The sequence below is a fragment of the Rhizobium sp. WSM1274 genome (assembly GCF_025200775.1).
Lineage (GTDB): Bacteria > Pseudomonadota > Alphaproteobacteria > Rhizobiales > Rhizobiaceae > Rhizobium > Rhizobium leguminosarum_I.
Genome location: NZ_CP104139.1, coordinates 716,603 through 731,971, shown reverse-complemented (window position 1 = coordinate 731,971; position 15,369 = coordinate 716,603). Strand labels below are relative to the sequence as shown.

The following is a 15,369-nucleotide window of genomic DNA, read 5'->3' as shown; positions in this document are numbered from 1 at the left end:
AATTCCCAAAGTCACTTAGGAGGAGGAATATACGATGTCTATCAATGCGCACGCTAAGAAGTTGTCTAAAGCCGAGCCTGCATCCCCCACGTCACCGTTGGGGGTATTGCAGTCGATCCTGTCGAACCCGACTGACCTGGATTTCGTAAAACAATTCACGACGGACGATTTCATTTATGTTTCGCTGAACTATGAGCACGCGGAGCTGAAGCGGATCATGCCTTGGGCCGGTACCAACGAAGGTACCGAAGGGCTGGTTCAGACTTTTATCGATGTCGGCCGTTACTGGACGACAGACAACTTCGAAATTCAGGACAGCTTCGAAAATAAGAGCGGAGCAGCGATCTTCGGCACGTTCACCTACACATCAAACGTTTTGGGCAAAACGGTGACGTCGCCCTTTTCGGTTCTGGCGCGCGGTGAGAACGGCAAGCTGTCTTATGTGCAGTTTATGGAAGATACTTTCGCAACGGTCCGCAGTTTCAGAAACGGTGGCGAGTATTCCATCAAAGCGAACCCAGACGGGTCCGAAATCACTGTCTGAATGTAGGTCTGCCTCGCGGCAACGATCACTAACTTGATGTAATAGGTTTCGGGCAGCAAGTAATCACTAGGCGAACTGAACGAAACTTCGGTCAGTTTTCGGCAAAACAACGCCGAAAAAACAATCCTGATCCTGCATGCGATTGCTCACCTCTCGCAGGAGCGATGGCGCCTTATGGCTGGAGCGTGACCGAGGATTCTGCCGATCCGCAAAAGATGGTCGAATGGTTCATGGTCGAGTCCTCGGCGAAGCGCCTGCGCCAGCACAAACGGGTTTCGCAGGCCGATGCCGACCTCCAGGCCAAGGTACTTGCCTACCACTCGGGTCCCGACAGGCCTGTTATTCGCCATTTCCTGGCGATCAACCGGCCGGGAAAAGCCTGACACGAAGACGTCTTTGGCAGGAACAGGCAGGATCAAGGTCCTCCCAAGAGCGGGAGGACCGTACGGCAGTGCAACGTAGTAGCAGTCCTGCAGAGAACTACAGTGACTGGGTTTTTTGACAATTAAATATCGATATCAGGGACCCCGATGCCGCCAGGGTCATGCAGGTCGTCCACGTAACAGGGATATTCCTGCCGCTGTCGGGCAGAAACCTGCGCATCAATGTCGACTAGCATGATGGAAGAACTGGTTTCTGTCCGCCCAGCCAGATCGCCCTCGGGGGTGATGGCGAAGCCGCCTCCGCCGAAGCGTGGACCATCCGTAGAATGCCCGACCCTATTCGAACTGACGACGTAACTCCCAGAGACGATTGAGGCCATCTTGCCGGCAGTTGTCCAGCCTTCGTGGGCAGAACCGGTCGCCCGAGGAACGGCAATCAAATCGGCTCCGCATCGGCCGTATTGTCTGGCATGTTCGTTGAACATGAGTTCGGTACACAAAAGGACGCCTACACCTAGCCCGCAAATATTCTGGATGTTGAAGCGCCCATCGCCTCGACTGAACCAGGACACCTCGGACCAACCAGGCTCCTGCGGAAGGTAGGTCTTCGTATGCAGGGGGCGAACTTCGCCGTTCTCGATGACGATCGCCTCATTGGCAAGGCGGTCGGCGAGCAGCATTGGACGGCTTGTTATAACGGCCGGAATGTTCAGCGCAGCGAGAGCAGCGGTTCCAGCTTCGTGGATCTCAACACTTTGCTGTGCGTCCTCGACTACGAAATCATTCTTTCGAGCCAGCCACTGACCGAAAGGCATCTCATTCATCAACAGTATATCGGGCCTGCACTTGCCAATAGCTTGGGCAAATTGCTCCCACGCCGGTCCATGCGGCTGCAAGCCATCGGTCATTTCGACGTAAGCACAAACAGGCATTATTATCCTCCACCTCAAGGGATTGAGCTTAGTACTTGGCGTAGGGTCAAAGTTCCAGGGCTGCCATGAGCTTCCCGATGGACGGACGGGTATTCTCAATGCGGTAGCGGATACGGTAACCGGCACGGCTTAGGCGTTATCGGCTAGACAGTGACTTCGCAGCGGCTGCATTTTTAGCTTCTTCGATGGAAAGGCGAACCGCTCGTTTCATGGCATCCTTCTCGCCGAATATCGCAACAAAAGCCGTGGCACCTTCCAAACGGGCTAACGTGTCAGTCGCAATGTCGCGAGCTACATCGACAGGCATGGCGCGGGACAGGATGCTCGACAGATGATCGCGATGCGCTTGAAAAAATGCTCGAACGGCATGCTTCGCAATCGGGGTCTCGTCACTTGTGCCGTAGGCTAGATGCAGGCCTACGCATCTGCCGCGATCAGTGAGAGTGGTCGCGATAAATTCGATGACCTCGACGAATTCATCATCCCATTGCCCGGAGGCTGAGTCTCTTTGACCGAATGTCTCTTGCAAAGTGAGATCAAGTACCGCCGGAACGAGAGCTTCCTTATTGGGGAAGCGGACGTACAGCGATGATTTCTTCAGGCCCACGGCATCCGCGAGGTCATTCATCGACGCGCCTGCATAACCTTTTGATCGAAACAACTCCCTCGCGGTCGATACGATCGTTTCTCTCATGACTTTCATACGTCTTCTCCGAGCCAGGGTTCTCCGCATTTGATACAGGATATCTAAGGGGTTGACAACCGACCGTTCGGTCGTATTTTACCTTCATTCGCGACTGTTGGTTTGTCGAATCCTTTGAGAAGGAGTTCTAAAATGGCCGTAAGCTACAAAACGCAAAAGGTACAAGACGTCGAGGTTTTCTACAGAGAGGCCGGTTCAAAGGAAGCACCAGTCCTTCTTCTGCTCCACGGTTTTCCGTCATCCAGCCACATGTTCCGTGATCTGATCCCGCTGTTGGCAGATCGATACCGCGTCATCGCACCAGACCTTCCCGGGTTCGGTCGAACGAGTTCACCTGCACGTGGAGAATTCCCTTACACATTCGATAAACTCGCCGCTGTCATGACGGGCTTCACAGAGGCACTCGGCCTCAGCCGCTATGCACTTTACGTTTTCGACTATGGTGCACCGATCGGGTTCAGGATGGCGACGGCCAATCCGGACCGAATCTCCGCCATCATCAGCCAGAATGGCAACGCCTATATCGAAGGGTTCAGTGATGCATGGACGGCGTGGGAGGCATATTGGCGTGACCCCTCCGCTCAAAACAGAGAGGCATGTCGGGCATCTCTGTCTCCTGAGGTGATCGAGAACTGGCAATACCGCACCGGGACATCAAAGGAGCGTCTTTCACCCGATGGTTATCAACTTGATATCGCGTTCATGTCGCGGCCGGGTGCTGAAGACATTCAACTGGATCTAATCCTCGACTACAGAACAAACATCGACCGGTATCCGGAGTTTCAGGCGTATTTTCGGGATCACCAACCACCGTTCCTGGCGGTCTGGGGCAGACATGATCCAGCATTCGTACCCGCGGGTGCCGAGGCCTATAAGCGTGACCTGCCCACCGCGGAGGTCCATCTGCTCGATACCGGCCATTTTGCCTTGGAAACACATGCAGACGAGATCGCTCAGTTCATTCGGAGCTTCCTGATCAGACATGTCTAAGCTCGATACGACTGTCGTCGTGCTTGGCTCAAGTGGCCACTGAAAAGCGGACAATCGCGAAGCTTCACGGGGAAGACAGGTACGGGTTTTACGACCTATTCCAAGTGTTCCTGTTCAAGCAACGGAGTTTTGCACGTCTGGCACCTACAGGATGCCAGCAATCCCCGCGAAATAGTGTTCGCTTGTTCGGTTGGATCCGACGGTGTCCTTCGCAGATAACTTGAAACACATAAACTTATCCTGGTGGAAAGGAACAGATACATGATCAATCTTGAAGGCAAACGCGCACTGGTAACTGGCGGGTCGCGAGGCATTGGTGCTGCGATCGCATTGGCGCTGGCAGAAAACGGCGCGGATGTCGCGTTCACCTACCAACGCTCCGCCGAAAAGGCCTCGAAGGTAACCGAAGCGATCGAAAAGATGGGGCGTCGCGTGGCTGCAATCCAAGCAGACAGCGCCGACCCCGAGGCAATTGCTAGCTCAGTAAGCGAGGCCGTCTCCGCTTTGGGCGGGCTGGACATCCTTGTGAACAGCGCCGCGATTGGCCACAACGGCATGATCGTCGACTTGGATGTCTCAGCGTATCAGACCTTGATGGATGTCAATGTACGAGCTCCGGTCCTGTTCGCGAAAGCCGTCATCCCGCATCTCGGCAAAGGCGGCCGCATCGTCACAATCGGCTCGGCTCTGGGCGAGCGGGTACCGTTTCCCGGCATAACACCCTATGCAATGTCCAAGGCAGCACTCACATCCTTCACACGCGGTCTTTCGCGTGAACTTGGTCCAAGTGGTATCACCGTCAATCTCGTGCAACCCGGAGCAACCGATACTGAAAGCAACCCGGCGGACGGCCCGGCTGCAGACTTGCAGAAAAGCTTGACCTCCTTGGGACGCTACGGCGAACCGCGGGAGATTGCCAACGCTGTGGTATTTCTCGCAAGCCCGGCCGCGAGTGTCATCACGGGCGCTATTCTCACCGCAGACGGCGGTGCAATCGCCTGACTTGCTCGTGCAAAATTCTGATGGAGCGATGGTGCCCAACCTTTTCGATCGCCCGGACTAACCGGCAACACACCATATCGGTGGGCGCCATCTCCATGCTTATACCTTCCTCACAATAGGAGACCTCAATGGCAAAGCCTGAACTTTTCGTCACGGCCGGATACGGGCAGAAATTCCATGAGCTTTTGCACTTTTCACAAGCGCTCAAGATTGGTGATCGCATCGAGATCTCCGGCCAGGGCGGATGGAACGATGAACTCGAAATTCCGGAGTCAATCGTGACCGAGATCGAGAGAGCATTTGAGAATGTCCGGCGAACCTTGGCCACGGCTGGCGCGGACTGGAAGGATGTCGTCCATGTCAACTCTTATCACGTCGGAGGCTTTCCACCGATCGTGAACGAAACGATTGCCGGTCTTTTCCGTGAGTACATGCCCGATCGAGCTCCGATCTGGACGCAGACCGGTGTGGAAGCCCTTGGGCTCCCCGCGATGCGAATTGAGATCCGTGTCACTGCCATCCTGGAATGACTCTGGCGCCTACCACGGCTGCATTACGATGCAAAGGCTAGTCGCGTTTAGCAACGACCGACCCATGGCCAAAGCCTGTGACCGCCTTAATGCGATCAGAATCTCAGCCTCCCAAGGAGAATGTAATGAACACCGACAGTTGCCCCATTCCCACACCGCAGGAGCGCTCCTTCCTAGCCATCCAGCAAGCGGCCGAACAGACGATGCTTGAGAAGGTGTCGCGCGCCATCTCCGATGCGACAGCCGAAGTCACGAGGAACGTTCAAGACGCTGGTTTGGAATTTGAACCGACCAGTGAAGGCTACTTCATGTTCGCGGTTCAGCAGGCAACATTCGTGCGCCTTTGCGGAGGCAATCCGGATACGCTGCGGGGAGGAAACCCGGAGGTTGGCGAACATGTCATTCGGAACTGTCGCAACATCATTGACACCTATTGGAAGAGCCAGTCTGCGCACACCACGACGCCCTGACAAACTCCTGACCTGTCGCCAGCAATCGGTTACAGCAACAAACGAGGTCCATCATGAAATGGGAATACCTGACAGTCGACAAGACACTCGATAACCAGCAGATGAACGAACTTGGTGACGCCGGGTGGGAATTAATTGCGGTCGTTTCACCAGCCCATTTCGTCTTTCATTATTTCTTCAAGCGGGAAGCTCAGCCGCTATAGCAACTATCGAAGGACTGAAGCGTTTAGGGAGGGCACCTCCTCGAAGCGGGGGAGGTTTTGGAGCGCCCTGTCAAACTCTTTGAAATCCTCGCCACAGTAAAGCAGATCGATATCGCCATGCGTGGATGGCGCTTGCAAACCAAGAATTTCCTCCGCCCATCCTCCGAAAGGGTGGCAGGCAACTCCAGCCTGCCGAAGGGTGGCGACAACAACGGCCACTTTTTCACGAGTGTTTTCCATCAGACCTCCTCGGGGGCTATCGGTTGGTAAATGTACCGTCCGATAGTTTCATGGCTCGTCGTCCGGGTCGGTGGCGTTCCGGATCGCGCAGCGGCCTGAGCTCGCCGCGGGCGACGAATTCAGGAAGCGTGAAGGCATATCGGCCAAGCATGTTGACGTGTTTAAAGCCGAGTGGCGACAGGCGCGCGACATCTTCCGGCTTTACCACGTAGCCTTCTGCCACAAGCTGGTCGATAGCGGCATCCATATAGATCGTATTCCAGAGCACGACGAGATTGACGACCAGGCCGAGCGCCCCAAGCTGATCTTCCTGGCCCTCTCGATAATGCTGGCGCAGTTCGCCGCGCTTTCCGTGGAAAATGACGCGGGCGAGCTGGTAGCGACCTTCACCGCGATTGAGCTGGACGAGGATACGGCGTCTGTAGCTTTCATCATCGATGAAGCGCAGGAGGTAGAGTGTCTTGATGAGGCGGCCGAGCTCCTGCAGGGCGCGAGCGAGACGGGTTGGCCGGTCATTAGTCTGCAGGGTTCGGGTGAGGCCCGCAGCCTGGACGACGCCGAGCTTGAGCGAGCCGGCAAGCCTCAGCAGATCGTCCCAATGGTCGGCAATTAGCTTCATGTTGATCTTGTTCGATGCGATATCATCGAGAATGCCGTAATCGGCTTTAGTATCGACACGCCAGAACCTTGCCCCGCCGACATCCGCGATACGGGGGCTGAACTGGTACCCGAGCAGATAGAATATGCCGAAGATTGTATCGGTATATCCGGCCGTATCGGTCATAATCTCAGTCGGTTGCAGCTCGGCCTCCTGTTCCAGCACGATAGCGAGGAGATTGAGGCTGTCGCGCAGAGTGCCTGGAACTGTCATGGCGTTGAGACCAGTGAACTGATCGGAGGCAAGGTTATACCAGGTGACACCGCGCTCCTGCCCAAAATACCGAGGATTGGGGCCGGAATGAATGGTGCGGACCGGTACGACGAACCGCAATCCATCGGCGGAAGCAACATCACCGCCGCCCCATTTTCTCGCCAGCGGGATGGCGTTTTGCGCCGCGACGAGGGCGGCATTTGCGGCAGTCAGCGTCTCGGCGCGCAGGAAGTTCTGCTTGACCCAGCTCAGCCGCGAGCGTCGAAGCGCCGGCATATCGAGGCGGACCAGAGGCTCGAAGCCGGTATTGGTCGCCTCGGCCACAAGCACGGCACAGAGACTGGTCGCGATGTTTTCCGCGCGCGAGCCGCCCTCGCTGGCATGGTTGAAGAGGTCGGCGAATCCGGTTCTCGCATGCATCTCCATGATCAGTTCTGGCAGATCGAGCCTGGGCAGGCGTGCGTCGATCGCCGCACGCAGTGCGGTCAGGCTTGGCGGTTCCTCGATCTTTTCCAGGCGTTCGAGGGAAAGGTCCTGACCTTCCGAGGTATGGACGATGGTGACGGCCGGGTTCATCGGGACACGACCAGCAGTTTCTCGATAGGCAAGATCGAGCCGGCTCGACAAACGGCGGATTTCTTCACCGGCGATGCTTGACACCCCGACAGTCCGGCACACGGTTGGACGTGCTGCTTCCCATGCCGGGCCTGAGAGCAGCCCCTTGCGTGGATCGGCATAGCGCAGGGAGCGAACCGGAAAGATGTCGCGCCGACGAATGGCGCGACGAAGCCCGTCGAGAACGCAGAGTTTATAGCCCGTGAGATCGACAGCGCCGTCAGGGGTTTTCAACTGAGGAAGCCATGTCTTCGGCGCAAAAGCGGTAGGCGGCGGACCTGTGCATTTGCGTCCGGTTTGGACGACACGGAGGTAGTGAACTGCTTCCAGCAAAGGGCGACCGGCGGGAGCCGCTCCGAGATCAAGGCCGGCAAGCAGGCGCGGCGTATAGGCTATTTTGCGATTATGCTTCCTGAGTTCGGTAAAATAGGTGTCGTCGTGAGGTTCCGCGAGGGTGCCGACGCGCTCGACGGCTGCGTCGAGCGTCTGCCTGTTGATCAGGTCGAAGATCGCCGTGCGGACAGCATCGTCGGGCGTTTGGGGATCGAGGATGACGATCGCCGCTTCTCGCAGCTTCAGTGCTGCAGCATCGAGATCGCGCAGAGACCGTAGCCGGGCCTGTTTGGCTGCTTTAGATGCCTCCGACACCATCGATGTCGTGACCGCATCGAACAGGTCGATGACATCATCCGCGGCGGAAGCCTCAAGGGTCCGGATAAAGGCCAGCAGGTTTGCGGCGCGCCGATCGTCCGGCAGTCGCGAAACGGCCTGAGCCTTTGCGGAGCTGGCAAACCTTGCCAGGGCCGTGAGCCTGCGGCAAGCGGTCGATGGAAGGCAATCCGTTCGCAAGAGTACGGATCTCTTCCAGACGCCCGAGCGCGCGGCTGATCTCCCGGCCGCTTTGAATATAGGGACCATCGCGCAGCCGGTCGAGCGGACTTTGTCTGTCACCTTCGGGGATCGTGACCAAGCTATCGAGCCGTGCCCGCTGCTCTGGCGTCATAGCTTCGATCAGCAATCTGTGCAGTCGGCTGGTCGCCCGCGCACGAACCCTTGCCACGGCTCTTTCCAGCACAGACTTGCCAGGTAGAAGAACCTTAGCTTCCAGCAACCATGCGACGGCCCGGTCGAAAAGCGCCAAAGGACGGTCCGATCCGGTCCAACACAGGGCATAGAGGAAGCGGTTGAGACGAAAAGCGACACCGTAATCGGTATGGGTCCGGTAGCCATACTGCTGCCTAATCCGCGGCGCATGTCGCCACCGCCCCTCGCTGCGGGCATATTCGGCGATCAGCCCTTCGGGTTCGGCAATAGAAAGCTGGCGAGCGGTGAAGCGCTGCGCTGAAACAGGAGCGTCTTCCGGCTTTTCCAAGAACATACCGAGCATGCGCAGCGAGCCGAGTTGGACGGCGACGCCCAGGCGATTGTGATCACCCCGGTGCAAGGCAACAAACGCGCGATCCGCGTCGTCTAGGTGGAAATAGCGGGCCAATTGGTCTGGCGTCAGTTCGCCTGGAAAGCGGCCATATTCTCGCGCCTGGTTGTCGCTCAGGAATCCAACCGGCAAGGTCGTCAGGCCTGCACTGTGGCATCGCGCTTCGTCGAGCGCCGGGTCAGCAACTCGTTAGCCCGTTCACGCGGTTTTCCTTTCGCATCGACATAGGCATAGAGGGTCGACAAGGATACGCCGAGTTCGGCGGCGACATCACGGGCGGCGTTATCCCTATCGGCCATCATCGCCATGGCGGCCTTCAGCTTCTTGCGGGTCATCACCCGCGGGCGACCACCAGCTCTGCCACGCGCGCGCGCCGCTGCAAGGCCTGCCATCGTGCGCTCATGGATGAGGTCACGCTCAAACTCAGCCAGTGTCGCGAGGATACCGAAGACGAGCCGGCCGGTCGTCGTGGTCGTGTCCATGTCGCCAGTCAGCACCTTGAGCCCGACCCCGCGTTTCTGCAGGTCGTTCATTAGGCCGACAACATGCGGAAGCGATCTTCCGATGCGATCGAGTTTCCACACGACGACCGCATCACCGGCCCGCGCGATCTCGAGCGCCCTTGCCAAGCCGGGACGGTCGGTGGCGCGGCCGGAGCACACGTCATCATAGATCTTCTCGCACCCGGCTTTCTCCAGCCCATCACGTTGAAGGTCGAGATTCTGCTCGCTGGTCGAAACCCGCATATAACCAATCAGCATTGGCGCTCCCCCGTTTCACATTAACTTAGGAAGGGAGTTTATCGGCTATAGGTTTCTGCACGGGTATTTATGAAATTCGGCGGCTTTTCCAACGACTTTGCGATTGGCTCCACATCAACATATCAAACCGGGGTTTGTTGGAGAGGCCGGGACGACAGGAACCGACCCCCATTTCGGCCGTTCGGGCCCCCGAGGATGCGCTCGAAAGCAGACCTCAACAGCGTTGACTGTTTACACTGCTCCATCCTTGTGTATAAACTTCAGCCATGAGCATGCAACGTAACATTGCCGTCAATAATAATGGCCCCTTCGGGGTCGTGGATGGCGTGCGCGCGTTATAGCGTAGCTCGTTGATCACCACAGCCCTGCCGGTTTCGGAAGGGCTGAAGGTGTTGGCTTCTCCGATCCGGCTTTCATCCCCGGAGAAAGTCATGTCCCCTTTTTCATCCTTGAGCCGATCTCTTGTTGCCGAGCTGTCCCAGTGCATCGGGCATCGCGTAAAGCTGCAGGGGTTTGTCGAAGCCATTCGCGATCAGAAGCGTATGCGCTTCATCGTCCTGCGTGACCCGACCGGCAAGGTTCAGCTCACTCAAAGCAAAGACAATACAGCCCTCACCGGCGCTCTCGACGCACTGACGCCTGAAAGCGCGGTGATCGTCATCGGCACTGTCGTGGCTGCTCCCTCCGTCAAGCTAGGCGGTCTCGAAATCTTGATCGAAAGCGTCGAGATCTGCGGATTGGCCGATCCCCAACTACCCATCGCGTATGATTCCGGCCCGGAGAAATGGATGGACCACCGCCAGGTCAGCCTGCGCTATCCTGGACAACAATTAGTCTTTACCGTGCAGACGACGCTGGAAGCGGCAATGCGGGCCTTTTGGCAGCAGAACGGCTTTTGCGAAATTCATTCGCCCAAACTTATGGGAACAGCCAGCGAATCCGGCGCTGAAGTGTTTGCTGTCAAATATTTTGACACCAAAGCTTTCCTGGCTCAGTCGCCACAATTTTACAAGCAGATGGCAATCGCCGGCGGCATGGAAAGGGTGTTCGAGATCGGCCCGGTGTTTCGCGCTGAGCCGTCGTTCACCTCGCGGCACGAAACCGAGTTCCCCTCCATCGACATGGAGATGGGCTGGATCGAAGACCATCACGAATTGATGGCGTTTGAAGAACGCTGGCTTGCCCATGCCATCGGCACCGTGGTCGAGGTTCATGGCCCCCAGATCGAGGCACTTTACGGCGTCAGCATCGCTCCGCCGTCGTTGCCGTTTCCCAAGGTTACCTTTTCCGAAGCACTGGCCATTCTTGCTCGGCTCGGCCATGTTCCAGCCCGCCACGATGATCTCGATGCCGAAGGCGAGCGCCTGCTATGCGAACACATAGCTGCCGAAACAGACCATGAGTTCGTCTTCATTACTGACTATCCCGCCAGTGGTCGCGCCTTCTACCATATGCGCCACGAGGATCGTCCCGACCTTACCAAAGGTTTCGACCTGCTCTGGCGCGGGCTGGAGATCACGACTGGGGCGCAACGCGAGCACCGCCATAATCGTCTGGTGGCTCAGGCGCAGGAACGCGGAATGCGGCTCGACAGCCTGTCCGACTACCTCGATTTCTTCCGCTTCGGCTGCCCCCCGCATGGTGGCATGGGCGTAGGACTTGGCCGCATCCTGATGCGCCTGCTCAACGCTGCGAGTATCAGGGAGGTTACGCTGTTGAGCCGCACACCCAAGCGACTGCGCCCTTAACAGAGTAAATGCAGTGGTCGGCGTGCCTCGATCAGCACGCCGACTGTGGTTTTCGAATGGCCGTCAGCTGAACCGGACGTCTGTTTAGCTCGCATGCGCCATGAAAGCCGCCATTCCGCTTTCCATCACCCCAATGCGGTCTGCCGTCTCGGCGGCCCCGCCCGTCTTGCCGCGGGCGGCTTGTGTAGGTTTTCTGCTCCGCTGCTACTCAACCCCCAACCACCGCTATGTCAACGAGGTGCAGTGAGGCGATGTCTTCGTAGGCCACATGGCCGCCTTGAAAAGATTCGAACCACCGACCCGTTGATACTCAGCACGAGAACAAGGCCTAGCGCTTTGGCAAAGTGTCTGGCCATTCCTGCGCGCCATGGAGGATGCGAAGAATACGAACCGCTGTTTCGGTAATTGCATATGCCGCGACGTACGGTGTGCCGTTAATCACCAGTTCGCGGGTGCCGGCAATTCTGCCAACACGACCGCTCGCAGGAAAATCTACTAACCGACGGACGGCAGCAACGATCCGCTCGTCGACCAGTATGGCGGCTGACGGATTTTCTGCTTCTATGTATGTGAAAATGGCGTCGCGATCCGATAACGCGAACGCAGACCAGGTAAGCTTCACGACTTGCGCGCACCCGCGTTAAGGCGGGCTGCCGCTCGACGTTCAGCGAAATGCGCCTCGACTTCATCATCTGATACGTCTGGTCGAATATCGTTCAGCGCTTCAAGTACCTTGGTGCGAAACCAAGCGTCATGGGCCTCGCTGCCTGAAAGAAGCTCCAGCGGCAGCGCACCTTCGTTGGCCGTTCGGGTGAGTAAGATACGAACCGCATCAGATACGGTCAGCCCCATATTTCCGAGCACTGCGGAGGCACGATCCCGAACCTCGGCATCGATACGAGTTTGTACCAGTGCATTTGCAGCCATAGCGTTCTCCACTTTTCGGCGACATGATAATGCAAATGAATGACAAACGCCATAGTGCTTTTAGGACCGCCTTCGCCCGTTCTCGTTCCTCGGGTTGCTCTTGAATGTATGGGATAACGTTGATTTATGGAACTAGGTTGTTCCCCCGACAATGCGGTATGCATGGCGGTTTGCCTGGTAGGAAGTGCGGGCGATCACGATTCTTTTTCAATCAACAGAAACAAAACGAAGCCGACGGTGACGCCGCTGTGAAGTGACGCGGAACGTCGGCATCTGCCCGACCTGTGGTGGCGCATCGTTCCTGAAGGCGGCCGACAGGGTGGTCCAGGTGTTGGAGCACGTGCCGGCGTCGGTTAAGATTGTCCGCCATGTCGAAAAGCGCATGATCTGCAGGGATGGCGATACGACGGTAGCTGGCGAGATGCCGATCCTGCCGATCGAGCGCGGCAAACCCGGGCCGGGACTGCCCGCCCATATCATGATCGCTAAATTCGACGATCACATTCCCCTCTATCGCTTATCCGAGATGTACGAGCGGTTAGGGATAGACATCTCGCGATCCGTAATGGCTGACTGGGTCGGTCGCGCATCCAGTCTGCTAGCTCCTCTCGTCTCGGCTACTAGGGCCCATAGTGCCTCCCTCCATTCTAACGAAAATAATGCACCATCAAATGCCGGGACTAAACACCCAGAGCTTTTTCGATCCGCCAACCGGAATCGCCAACTCGGAAATCCGCGCAAACCTTTCAGCGGGCTGGATAATGCGTCACTAATTAGACGCTGCCTGAGTTCTTTGCCAACAGCAGAAAAAACAAAACGTTAAGGTGGCGCGATAGGCCAAAATATATCAAAAAAAATATCAATGTTATGTGTTGATATATGGCGGAGCGCCGTCTAGATCTGGTCAACAAGCGGCACGGGGGTCTACCCCGGTCAGCGACGGGAGGCTTAGGTGAACCGACGTGACAACATGCACCCAGACAAAATCAGATCCGACAGGCCAGAGATGAAGATCGCCCTCCTAGATGGAGAACGTGACAGCTTCCTCTTGCCCCATTCCGTTGAACTCAGCGGCGAGAGAGTGCGATAGCGGCCAGCTGCGGCCGCGGCTGTTATAAAGGTCCCGAATCTCGCCTGGGTTAAAACGCGTGCCGATATGGTGAGGCCAATTAATTCGGCCTTGAATCGGAACGCCGCCCGATATCAATGAATAAGCTCCTGTAGGGTCCCCGAAGGACATCGACAGAGGAAAACCATCAAATGCGGTGTTGCAAGAACGCGCCCCCACAGCGTGGGGCTGACACAAACTTTTCTACTGAACCAGAACCTGCAAAGGCCGATATTGCCTACGATGCTATTCGACGAATTCTCCACAATAACGGCCGTGTGCCGGGGCAACATCTCAGGGAACAGGATCTGGCGTCTAATCTTGATCTTGGTCGAACACCAATTCGCGAAGCACTTCAGCGACTAGCAGCTGAAGGGAAGATCCAATACATCCCTCAGAAGGGCTTTTTCACCAGGCCGATGTTGGAGGGTACTCTGTTAGATTTTTATGTTGTTGGAAGTGAGACGCTAATCTCGGCGTTGAATCGAAAGCGGCCGCAGATCCCAGAGAGCTGGGCCGTGGCAGATAAATTGTCCCCCGACGAACTCGCCCTAACGGCAGAAGCGATATTTACTAGAATCGCCGAAGAAGCATCGAATTGCGAGGCATGTAAAATCGTTCAACGATTCTGTTTTTGCACTCACCCTCTACGAATGGAAATAACTGCGTCGGAACTTAGGCCCGCATTTGTCGAAAGCCTCGAGAAATTAATTGCCGCAATGTCTGAACTAGGCGCCGCGACAAACTTGGTGGAGTCCGCGTTGATGAACCACCTTGACCTAGAACGCGATGCCGTCCCAAGGGTCGTACAAGAGGTGAACGAACGTGGGTTAACAGGGCTTCCTGGGCACGCGAAAAGCTTGTGATATCGCCGTAATCTGAAGCACTCGGCTCGAGCATTTAAAGCCTATGTCGGAATAAATGCCCGCATCATTGCGTTACTAATAGGATCGACACTATTGGGCTAGTCGGATTCTTCCGGTTCCCCGAACTCCGCGATAGATAATAAAATGATTGGCACGCGCTGGATGTTTAGACCTGGCATTAGATAGAGCGAATCTGGTGAAGCGCTCGGGTTATGAAGCCCATGCTTTGCAAATGAACTCGTAGTGTGTGGAGGCCTTGAGAGGCTTGAGTCTGCGGCGAACAGGTACCCCATTGACATGGTAGTTAATGGCAGGAACAGCGCGGCGAACTTCAACATGTGGCCCGGTGATCCAATGGTTAACATGCCTCCCGCAGCAGGTCGACGCTATCGACGAGGACGACCTTGCCTCTGACTTCGACCCCCGACGGGGCGAGCGCCGCAAACGCGCGGGAAAGGGCTTCCGGCGCCAGTCCCAGTTTGCCGGCCAGGATTCGCTTTCGGTAAGGAAGGCGGAACGTAACCCGCGAGGTGGCCGCCGAGGCGGGGCAGCGGCTCATAAGGTAGTTTGCCACCCGTTGCGCGGCTGTGAGCAAGCGGTCTCCGGCAATACAATCCATCGCGCCCAGCAGGTGCCTGCCCATGATGCGCATGACGTTCCTGTGTACGACCGGATGTTGGTCGGCGAACGCCTGCAACTCCGCAAGCGCAAACAGCGCGACCTCGGCCCCGTCGGCGGACCGCGCGCTATAAGCGTAGGAGCCGCCCCCCGCGAGTAGATATTCTCCAAAGGTGTCGCCCGGCTCGCACACGCAGATATCCGCTTCGCGCCCGGCGGATTCCGATTTTGAAAGTCGCACAAACCCGTTCATGACGCAGTAGACGAACGATTCCTGCTGGCCCTCGGCTACGATCTTCTCGTCAGCGGCGAAGGTTCGAAACTCAGCCGTTCCGGTGAATTGCTCCACAGTCGCCTGATCCAAGCCAGCAAACAGGTCAGACTGCAGAAGCATAGAATTTTTCGCAAGCATCCATCTTCCTT

At 56.8% G+C, this 15,369-nt stretch carries 15 protein-coding genes and 3 pseudogenes; 10 read left to right on the top strand and 8 right to left on the bottom strand.

The genetic code is table 11. The features are described from left to right. The first annotated feature begins 34 nt into the window (after window positions 1–34). Window positions 35–544 carry a nuclear transport factor 2 family protein gene (locus N2600_RS27590; protein ID WP_260298960.1) on the top strand — a complete coding sequence of 170 codons (510 nt, stop codon included), beginning with the start codon at window positions 35–37 and terminating at the stop codon, window positions 542–544. Window positions 545–676: 132 nt separating this feature from the next. Beyond that, window positions 677–927, top strand: a pseudogene (locus tag N2600_RS27585) (MFS transporter); the annotation flags it as partial. Window positions 928–1,049: 122 nt separating this feature from the next. Here the strand turns inward: N2600_RS27585 and N2600_RS27580 are convergent. Both N2600_RS27580 and N2600_RS27575 read right to left on the bottom strand, forming a co-directional pair. Then, window positions 1,050–1,859: a carbon-nitrogen hydrolase family protein gene (locus N2600_RS27580; protein ID WP_260298959.1), complete on the bottom strand. Its 810-nt coding sequence runs from the start codon at window positions 1,857–1,859 to the stop codon at window positions 1,050–1,052. 136 nt (window positions 1,860–1,995) lie between these two features. Further along, window positions 1,996–2,562: a TetR/AcrR family transcriptional regulator gene (locus N2600_RS27575; protein ID WP_017957028.1), complete on the bottom strand. Its 567-nt coding sequence runs from the start codon at window positions 2,560–2,562 to the stop codon at window positions 1,996–1,998. A gap of 132 nt (window positions 2,563–2,694) precedes the next feature. Between N2600_RS27575 and N2600_RS27570 the strand changes: the two genes are divergently transcribed. From N2600_RS27570 to N2600_RS27550, 5 genes are all read left to right on the top strand, one after another. Next, the gene (locus N2600_RS27570; RefSeq protein WP_260298958.1) at window positions 2,695–3,552 is read left to right on the top strand and encodes an alpha/beta fold hydrolase; all 858 of its coding nucleotides are present in this window, start codon (window positions 2,695–2,697) and stop codon (window positions 3,550–3,552) included. A 261-nt stretch (window positions 3,553–3,813) separates the two neighbouring features. After that, window positions 3,814–4,554, top strand: coding sequence for an SDR family NAD(P)-dependent oxidoreductase (locus N2600_RS27565; RefSeq protein ID WP_017957030.1), 741 nt, complete (start codon window positions 3,814–3,816; stop codon window positions 4,552–4,554). A 128-nt stretch (window positions 4,555–4,682) separates the two neighbouring features. Next, window positions 4,683–5,084 carry a RidA family protein gene (locus N2600_RS27560; protein WP_128406154.1) on the top strand — a complete coding sequence of 134 codons (402 nt, stop codon included), beginning with the start codon at window positions 4,683–4,685 and terminating at the stop codon, window positions 5,082–5,084. A 125-nt stretch (window positions 5,085–5,209) separates the two neighbouring features. Beyond that, on the top strand, window positions 5,210–5,554 hold the full coding sequence (locus N2600_RS27555; RefSeq protein ID WP_260298957.1) for a hypothetical protein: 345 nt from the start codon (window positions 5,210–5,212) through the stop codon (window positions 5,552–5,554). Window positions 5,555–5,607: 53 nt separating this feature from the next. Beyond that, the gene (locus tag N2600_RS27550; RefSeq protein WP_260298956.1) at window positions 5,608–5,757 is read left to right on the top strand and encodes a hypothetical protein; all 150 of its coding nucleotides are present in this window, start codon (window positions 5,608–5,610) and stop codon (window positions 5,755–5,757) included. Window positions 5,758–5,760: 3 nt separating this feature from the next. Here N2600_RS27550 and N2600_RS27545 read toward each other — a convergent pair whose 3' ends face one another. The 3 genes and pseudogenes from N2600_RS27545 to N2600_RS27535 form a co-directional block, all read right to left on the bottom strand. Then, entirely contained in the window at window positions 5,761–5,997 is a 237-nt protein-coding gene (locus N2600_RS27545) for a hypothetical protein (RefSeq protein ID WP_260298955.1), read from the bottom strand. 16 nt (window positions 5,998–6,013) lie between these two features. Next, window positions 6,014–9,050, bottom strand: a pseudogene (locus tag N2600_RS27540) (Tn3 family transposase). A 5-nt stretch (window positions 9,051–9,055) separates the two neighbouring features. Beyond that, complete coding sequence (locus N2600_RS27535) at window positions 9,056–9,679, bottom strand: recombinase family protein (RefSeq protein ID WP_260298954.1); 624 nt, start codon at window positions 9,677–9,679, stop codon at window positions 9,056–9,058. Between the two features lie 431 nt (window positions 9,680–10,110). Here N2600_RS27535 and aspS point away from each other — a divergent pair, with 431 nt between their 5' ends. Beyond that, entirely contained in the window at window positions 10,111–11,427 is a 1,317-nt protein-coding gene (gene aspS, locus N2600_RS27530; RefSeq protein ID WP_260299460.1) for an aspartate--tRNA(Asn) ligase, read from the top strand. Between the two features lie 328 nt (window positions 11,428–11,755). Here aspS and N2600_RS27525 read toward each other — a convergent pair whose 3' ends face one another. Together N2600_RS27525 and N2600_RS27520 are read right to left on the bottom strand one after the other, a co-directional pair. Beyond that, complete coding sequence (locus N2600_RS27525; protein WP_130728017.1) at window positions 11,756–12,049, bottom strand: type II toxin-antitoxin system RelE/ParE family toxin; 294 nt, start codon at window positions 12,047–12,049, stop codon at window positions 11,756–11,758. Further along, window positions 12,046–12,354 carry a type II toxin-antitoxin system RelB/DinJ family antitoxin gene (locus tag N2600_RS27520; RefSeq protein WP_018068225.1) on the bottom strand — a complete coding sequence of 103 codons (309 nt, stop codon included), beginning with the start codon at window positions 12,352–12,354 and terminating at the stop codon, window positions 12,046–12,048. Before N2600_RS27520 ends, N2600_RS27525 begins: the two co-directional genes overlap by 4 nt. A 274-nt stretch (window positions 12,355–12,628) precedes the next feature. Between N2600_RS27520 and N2600_RS27515 the strand changes: the two are divergent. Continuing rightward, window positions 12,629–12,997 (top strand): annotated as a pseudogene (locus N2600_RS27515) (IS66 family transposase); the annotation flags it as partial. A 617-nt stretch (window positions 12,998–13,614) separates the two neighbouring features. Next, window positions 13,615–14,328, top strand: a complete 714-nt coding sequence (locus N2600_RS27510) for a GntR family transcriptional regulator (protein WP_003549684.1) — start codon at window positions 13,615–13,617, stop codon at window positions 14,326–14,328. A 358-nt stretch (window positions 14,329–14,686) separates the two neighbouring features. Here N2600_RS27510 and N2600_RS27505 read toward each other — a convergent pair whose 3' ends face one another. Further along, window positions 14,687–15,358 (bottom strand): Crp/Fnr family transcriptional regulator, encoded by a 672-nt coding sequence (locus N2600_RS27505; protein WP_011654245.1) that lies wholly within the window; start codon window positions 15,356–15,358, stop codon window positions 14,687–14,689. Window positions 15,359–15,369 lie beyond the last annotated feature (11 nt).

What these genes read in the sequence shown, in the direction of transcription:
- N2600_RS27580 (WP_260298959.1), bottom strand. Translation starts at nt 1,859, where the DNA reads ATGCCTGTTTGTGCTTACGTCGAAATGACCGATGGCTTGCAGCCGCAT.
- N2600_RS27520 (WP_018068225.1), bottom strand. Translation starts at nt 12,354, where the DNA reads ATGGCTGCAAATGCACTGGTACAAACTCGTATCGATGCCGAGGTTCGG.
- N2600_RS27545 (WP_260298955.1), bottom strand. Translation starts at nt 5,997, where the DNA reads ATGGAAAACACTCGTGAAAAAGTGGCCGTTGTTGTCGCCACCCTTCGG.
- N2600_RS27555 (WP_260298957.1), top strand. Translation starts at nt 5,210, where the DNA reads ATGAACACCGACAGTTGCCCCATTCCCACACCGCAGGAGCGCTCCTTC.
- N2600_RS27570 (WP_260298958.1), top strand. Translation starts at nt 2,695, where the DNA reads ATGGCCGTAAGCTACAAAACGCAAAAGGTACAAGACGTCGAGGTTTTC.
- N2600_RS27535 (WP_260298954.1), bottom strand. Translation starts at nt 9,679, where the DNA reads ATGCTGATTGGTTATATGCGGGTTTCGACCAGCGAGCAGAATCTCGAC.
- N2600_RS27575 (WP_017957028.1), bottom strand. Translation starts at nt 2,562, where the DNA reads ATGAAAGTCATGAGAGAAACGATCGTATCGACCGCGAGGGAGTTGTTT.
- aspS (WP_260299460.1), top strand. Translation starts at nt 10,111, where the DNA reads ATGTCCCCTTTTTCATCCTTGAGCCGATCTCTTGTTGCCGAGCTGTCC.
- N2600_RS27565 (WP_017957030.1), top strand. Translation starts at nt 3,814, where the DNA reads ATGATCAATCTTGAAGGCAAACGCGCACTGGTAACTGGCGGGTCGCGA.
- N2600_RS27510 (WP_003549684.1), top strand. Translation starts at nt 13,615, where the DNA reads ATGCGGTGTTGCAAGAACGCGCCCCCACAGCGTGGGGCTGACACAAAC.
- N2600_RS27590 (WP_260298960.1), top strand. Translation starts at nt 35, where the DNA reads ATGTCTATCAATGCGCACGCTAAGAAGTTGTCTAAAGCCGAGCCTGCA.
- N2600_RS27505 (WP_011654245.1), bottom strand. Translation starts at nt 15,358, where the DNA reads ATGCTTGCGAAAAATTCTATGCTTCTGCAGTCTGACCTGTTTGCTGGC.
- N2600_RS27550 (WP_260298956.1), top strand. Translation starts at nt 5,608, where the DNA reads ATGAAATGGGAATACCTGACAGTCGACAAGACACTCGATAACCAGCAG.
- N2600_RS27560 (WP_128406154.1), top strand. Translation starts at nt 4,683, where the DNA reads ATGGCAAAGCCTGAACTTTTCGTCACGGCCGGATACGGGCAGAAATTC.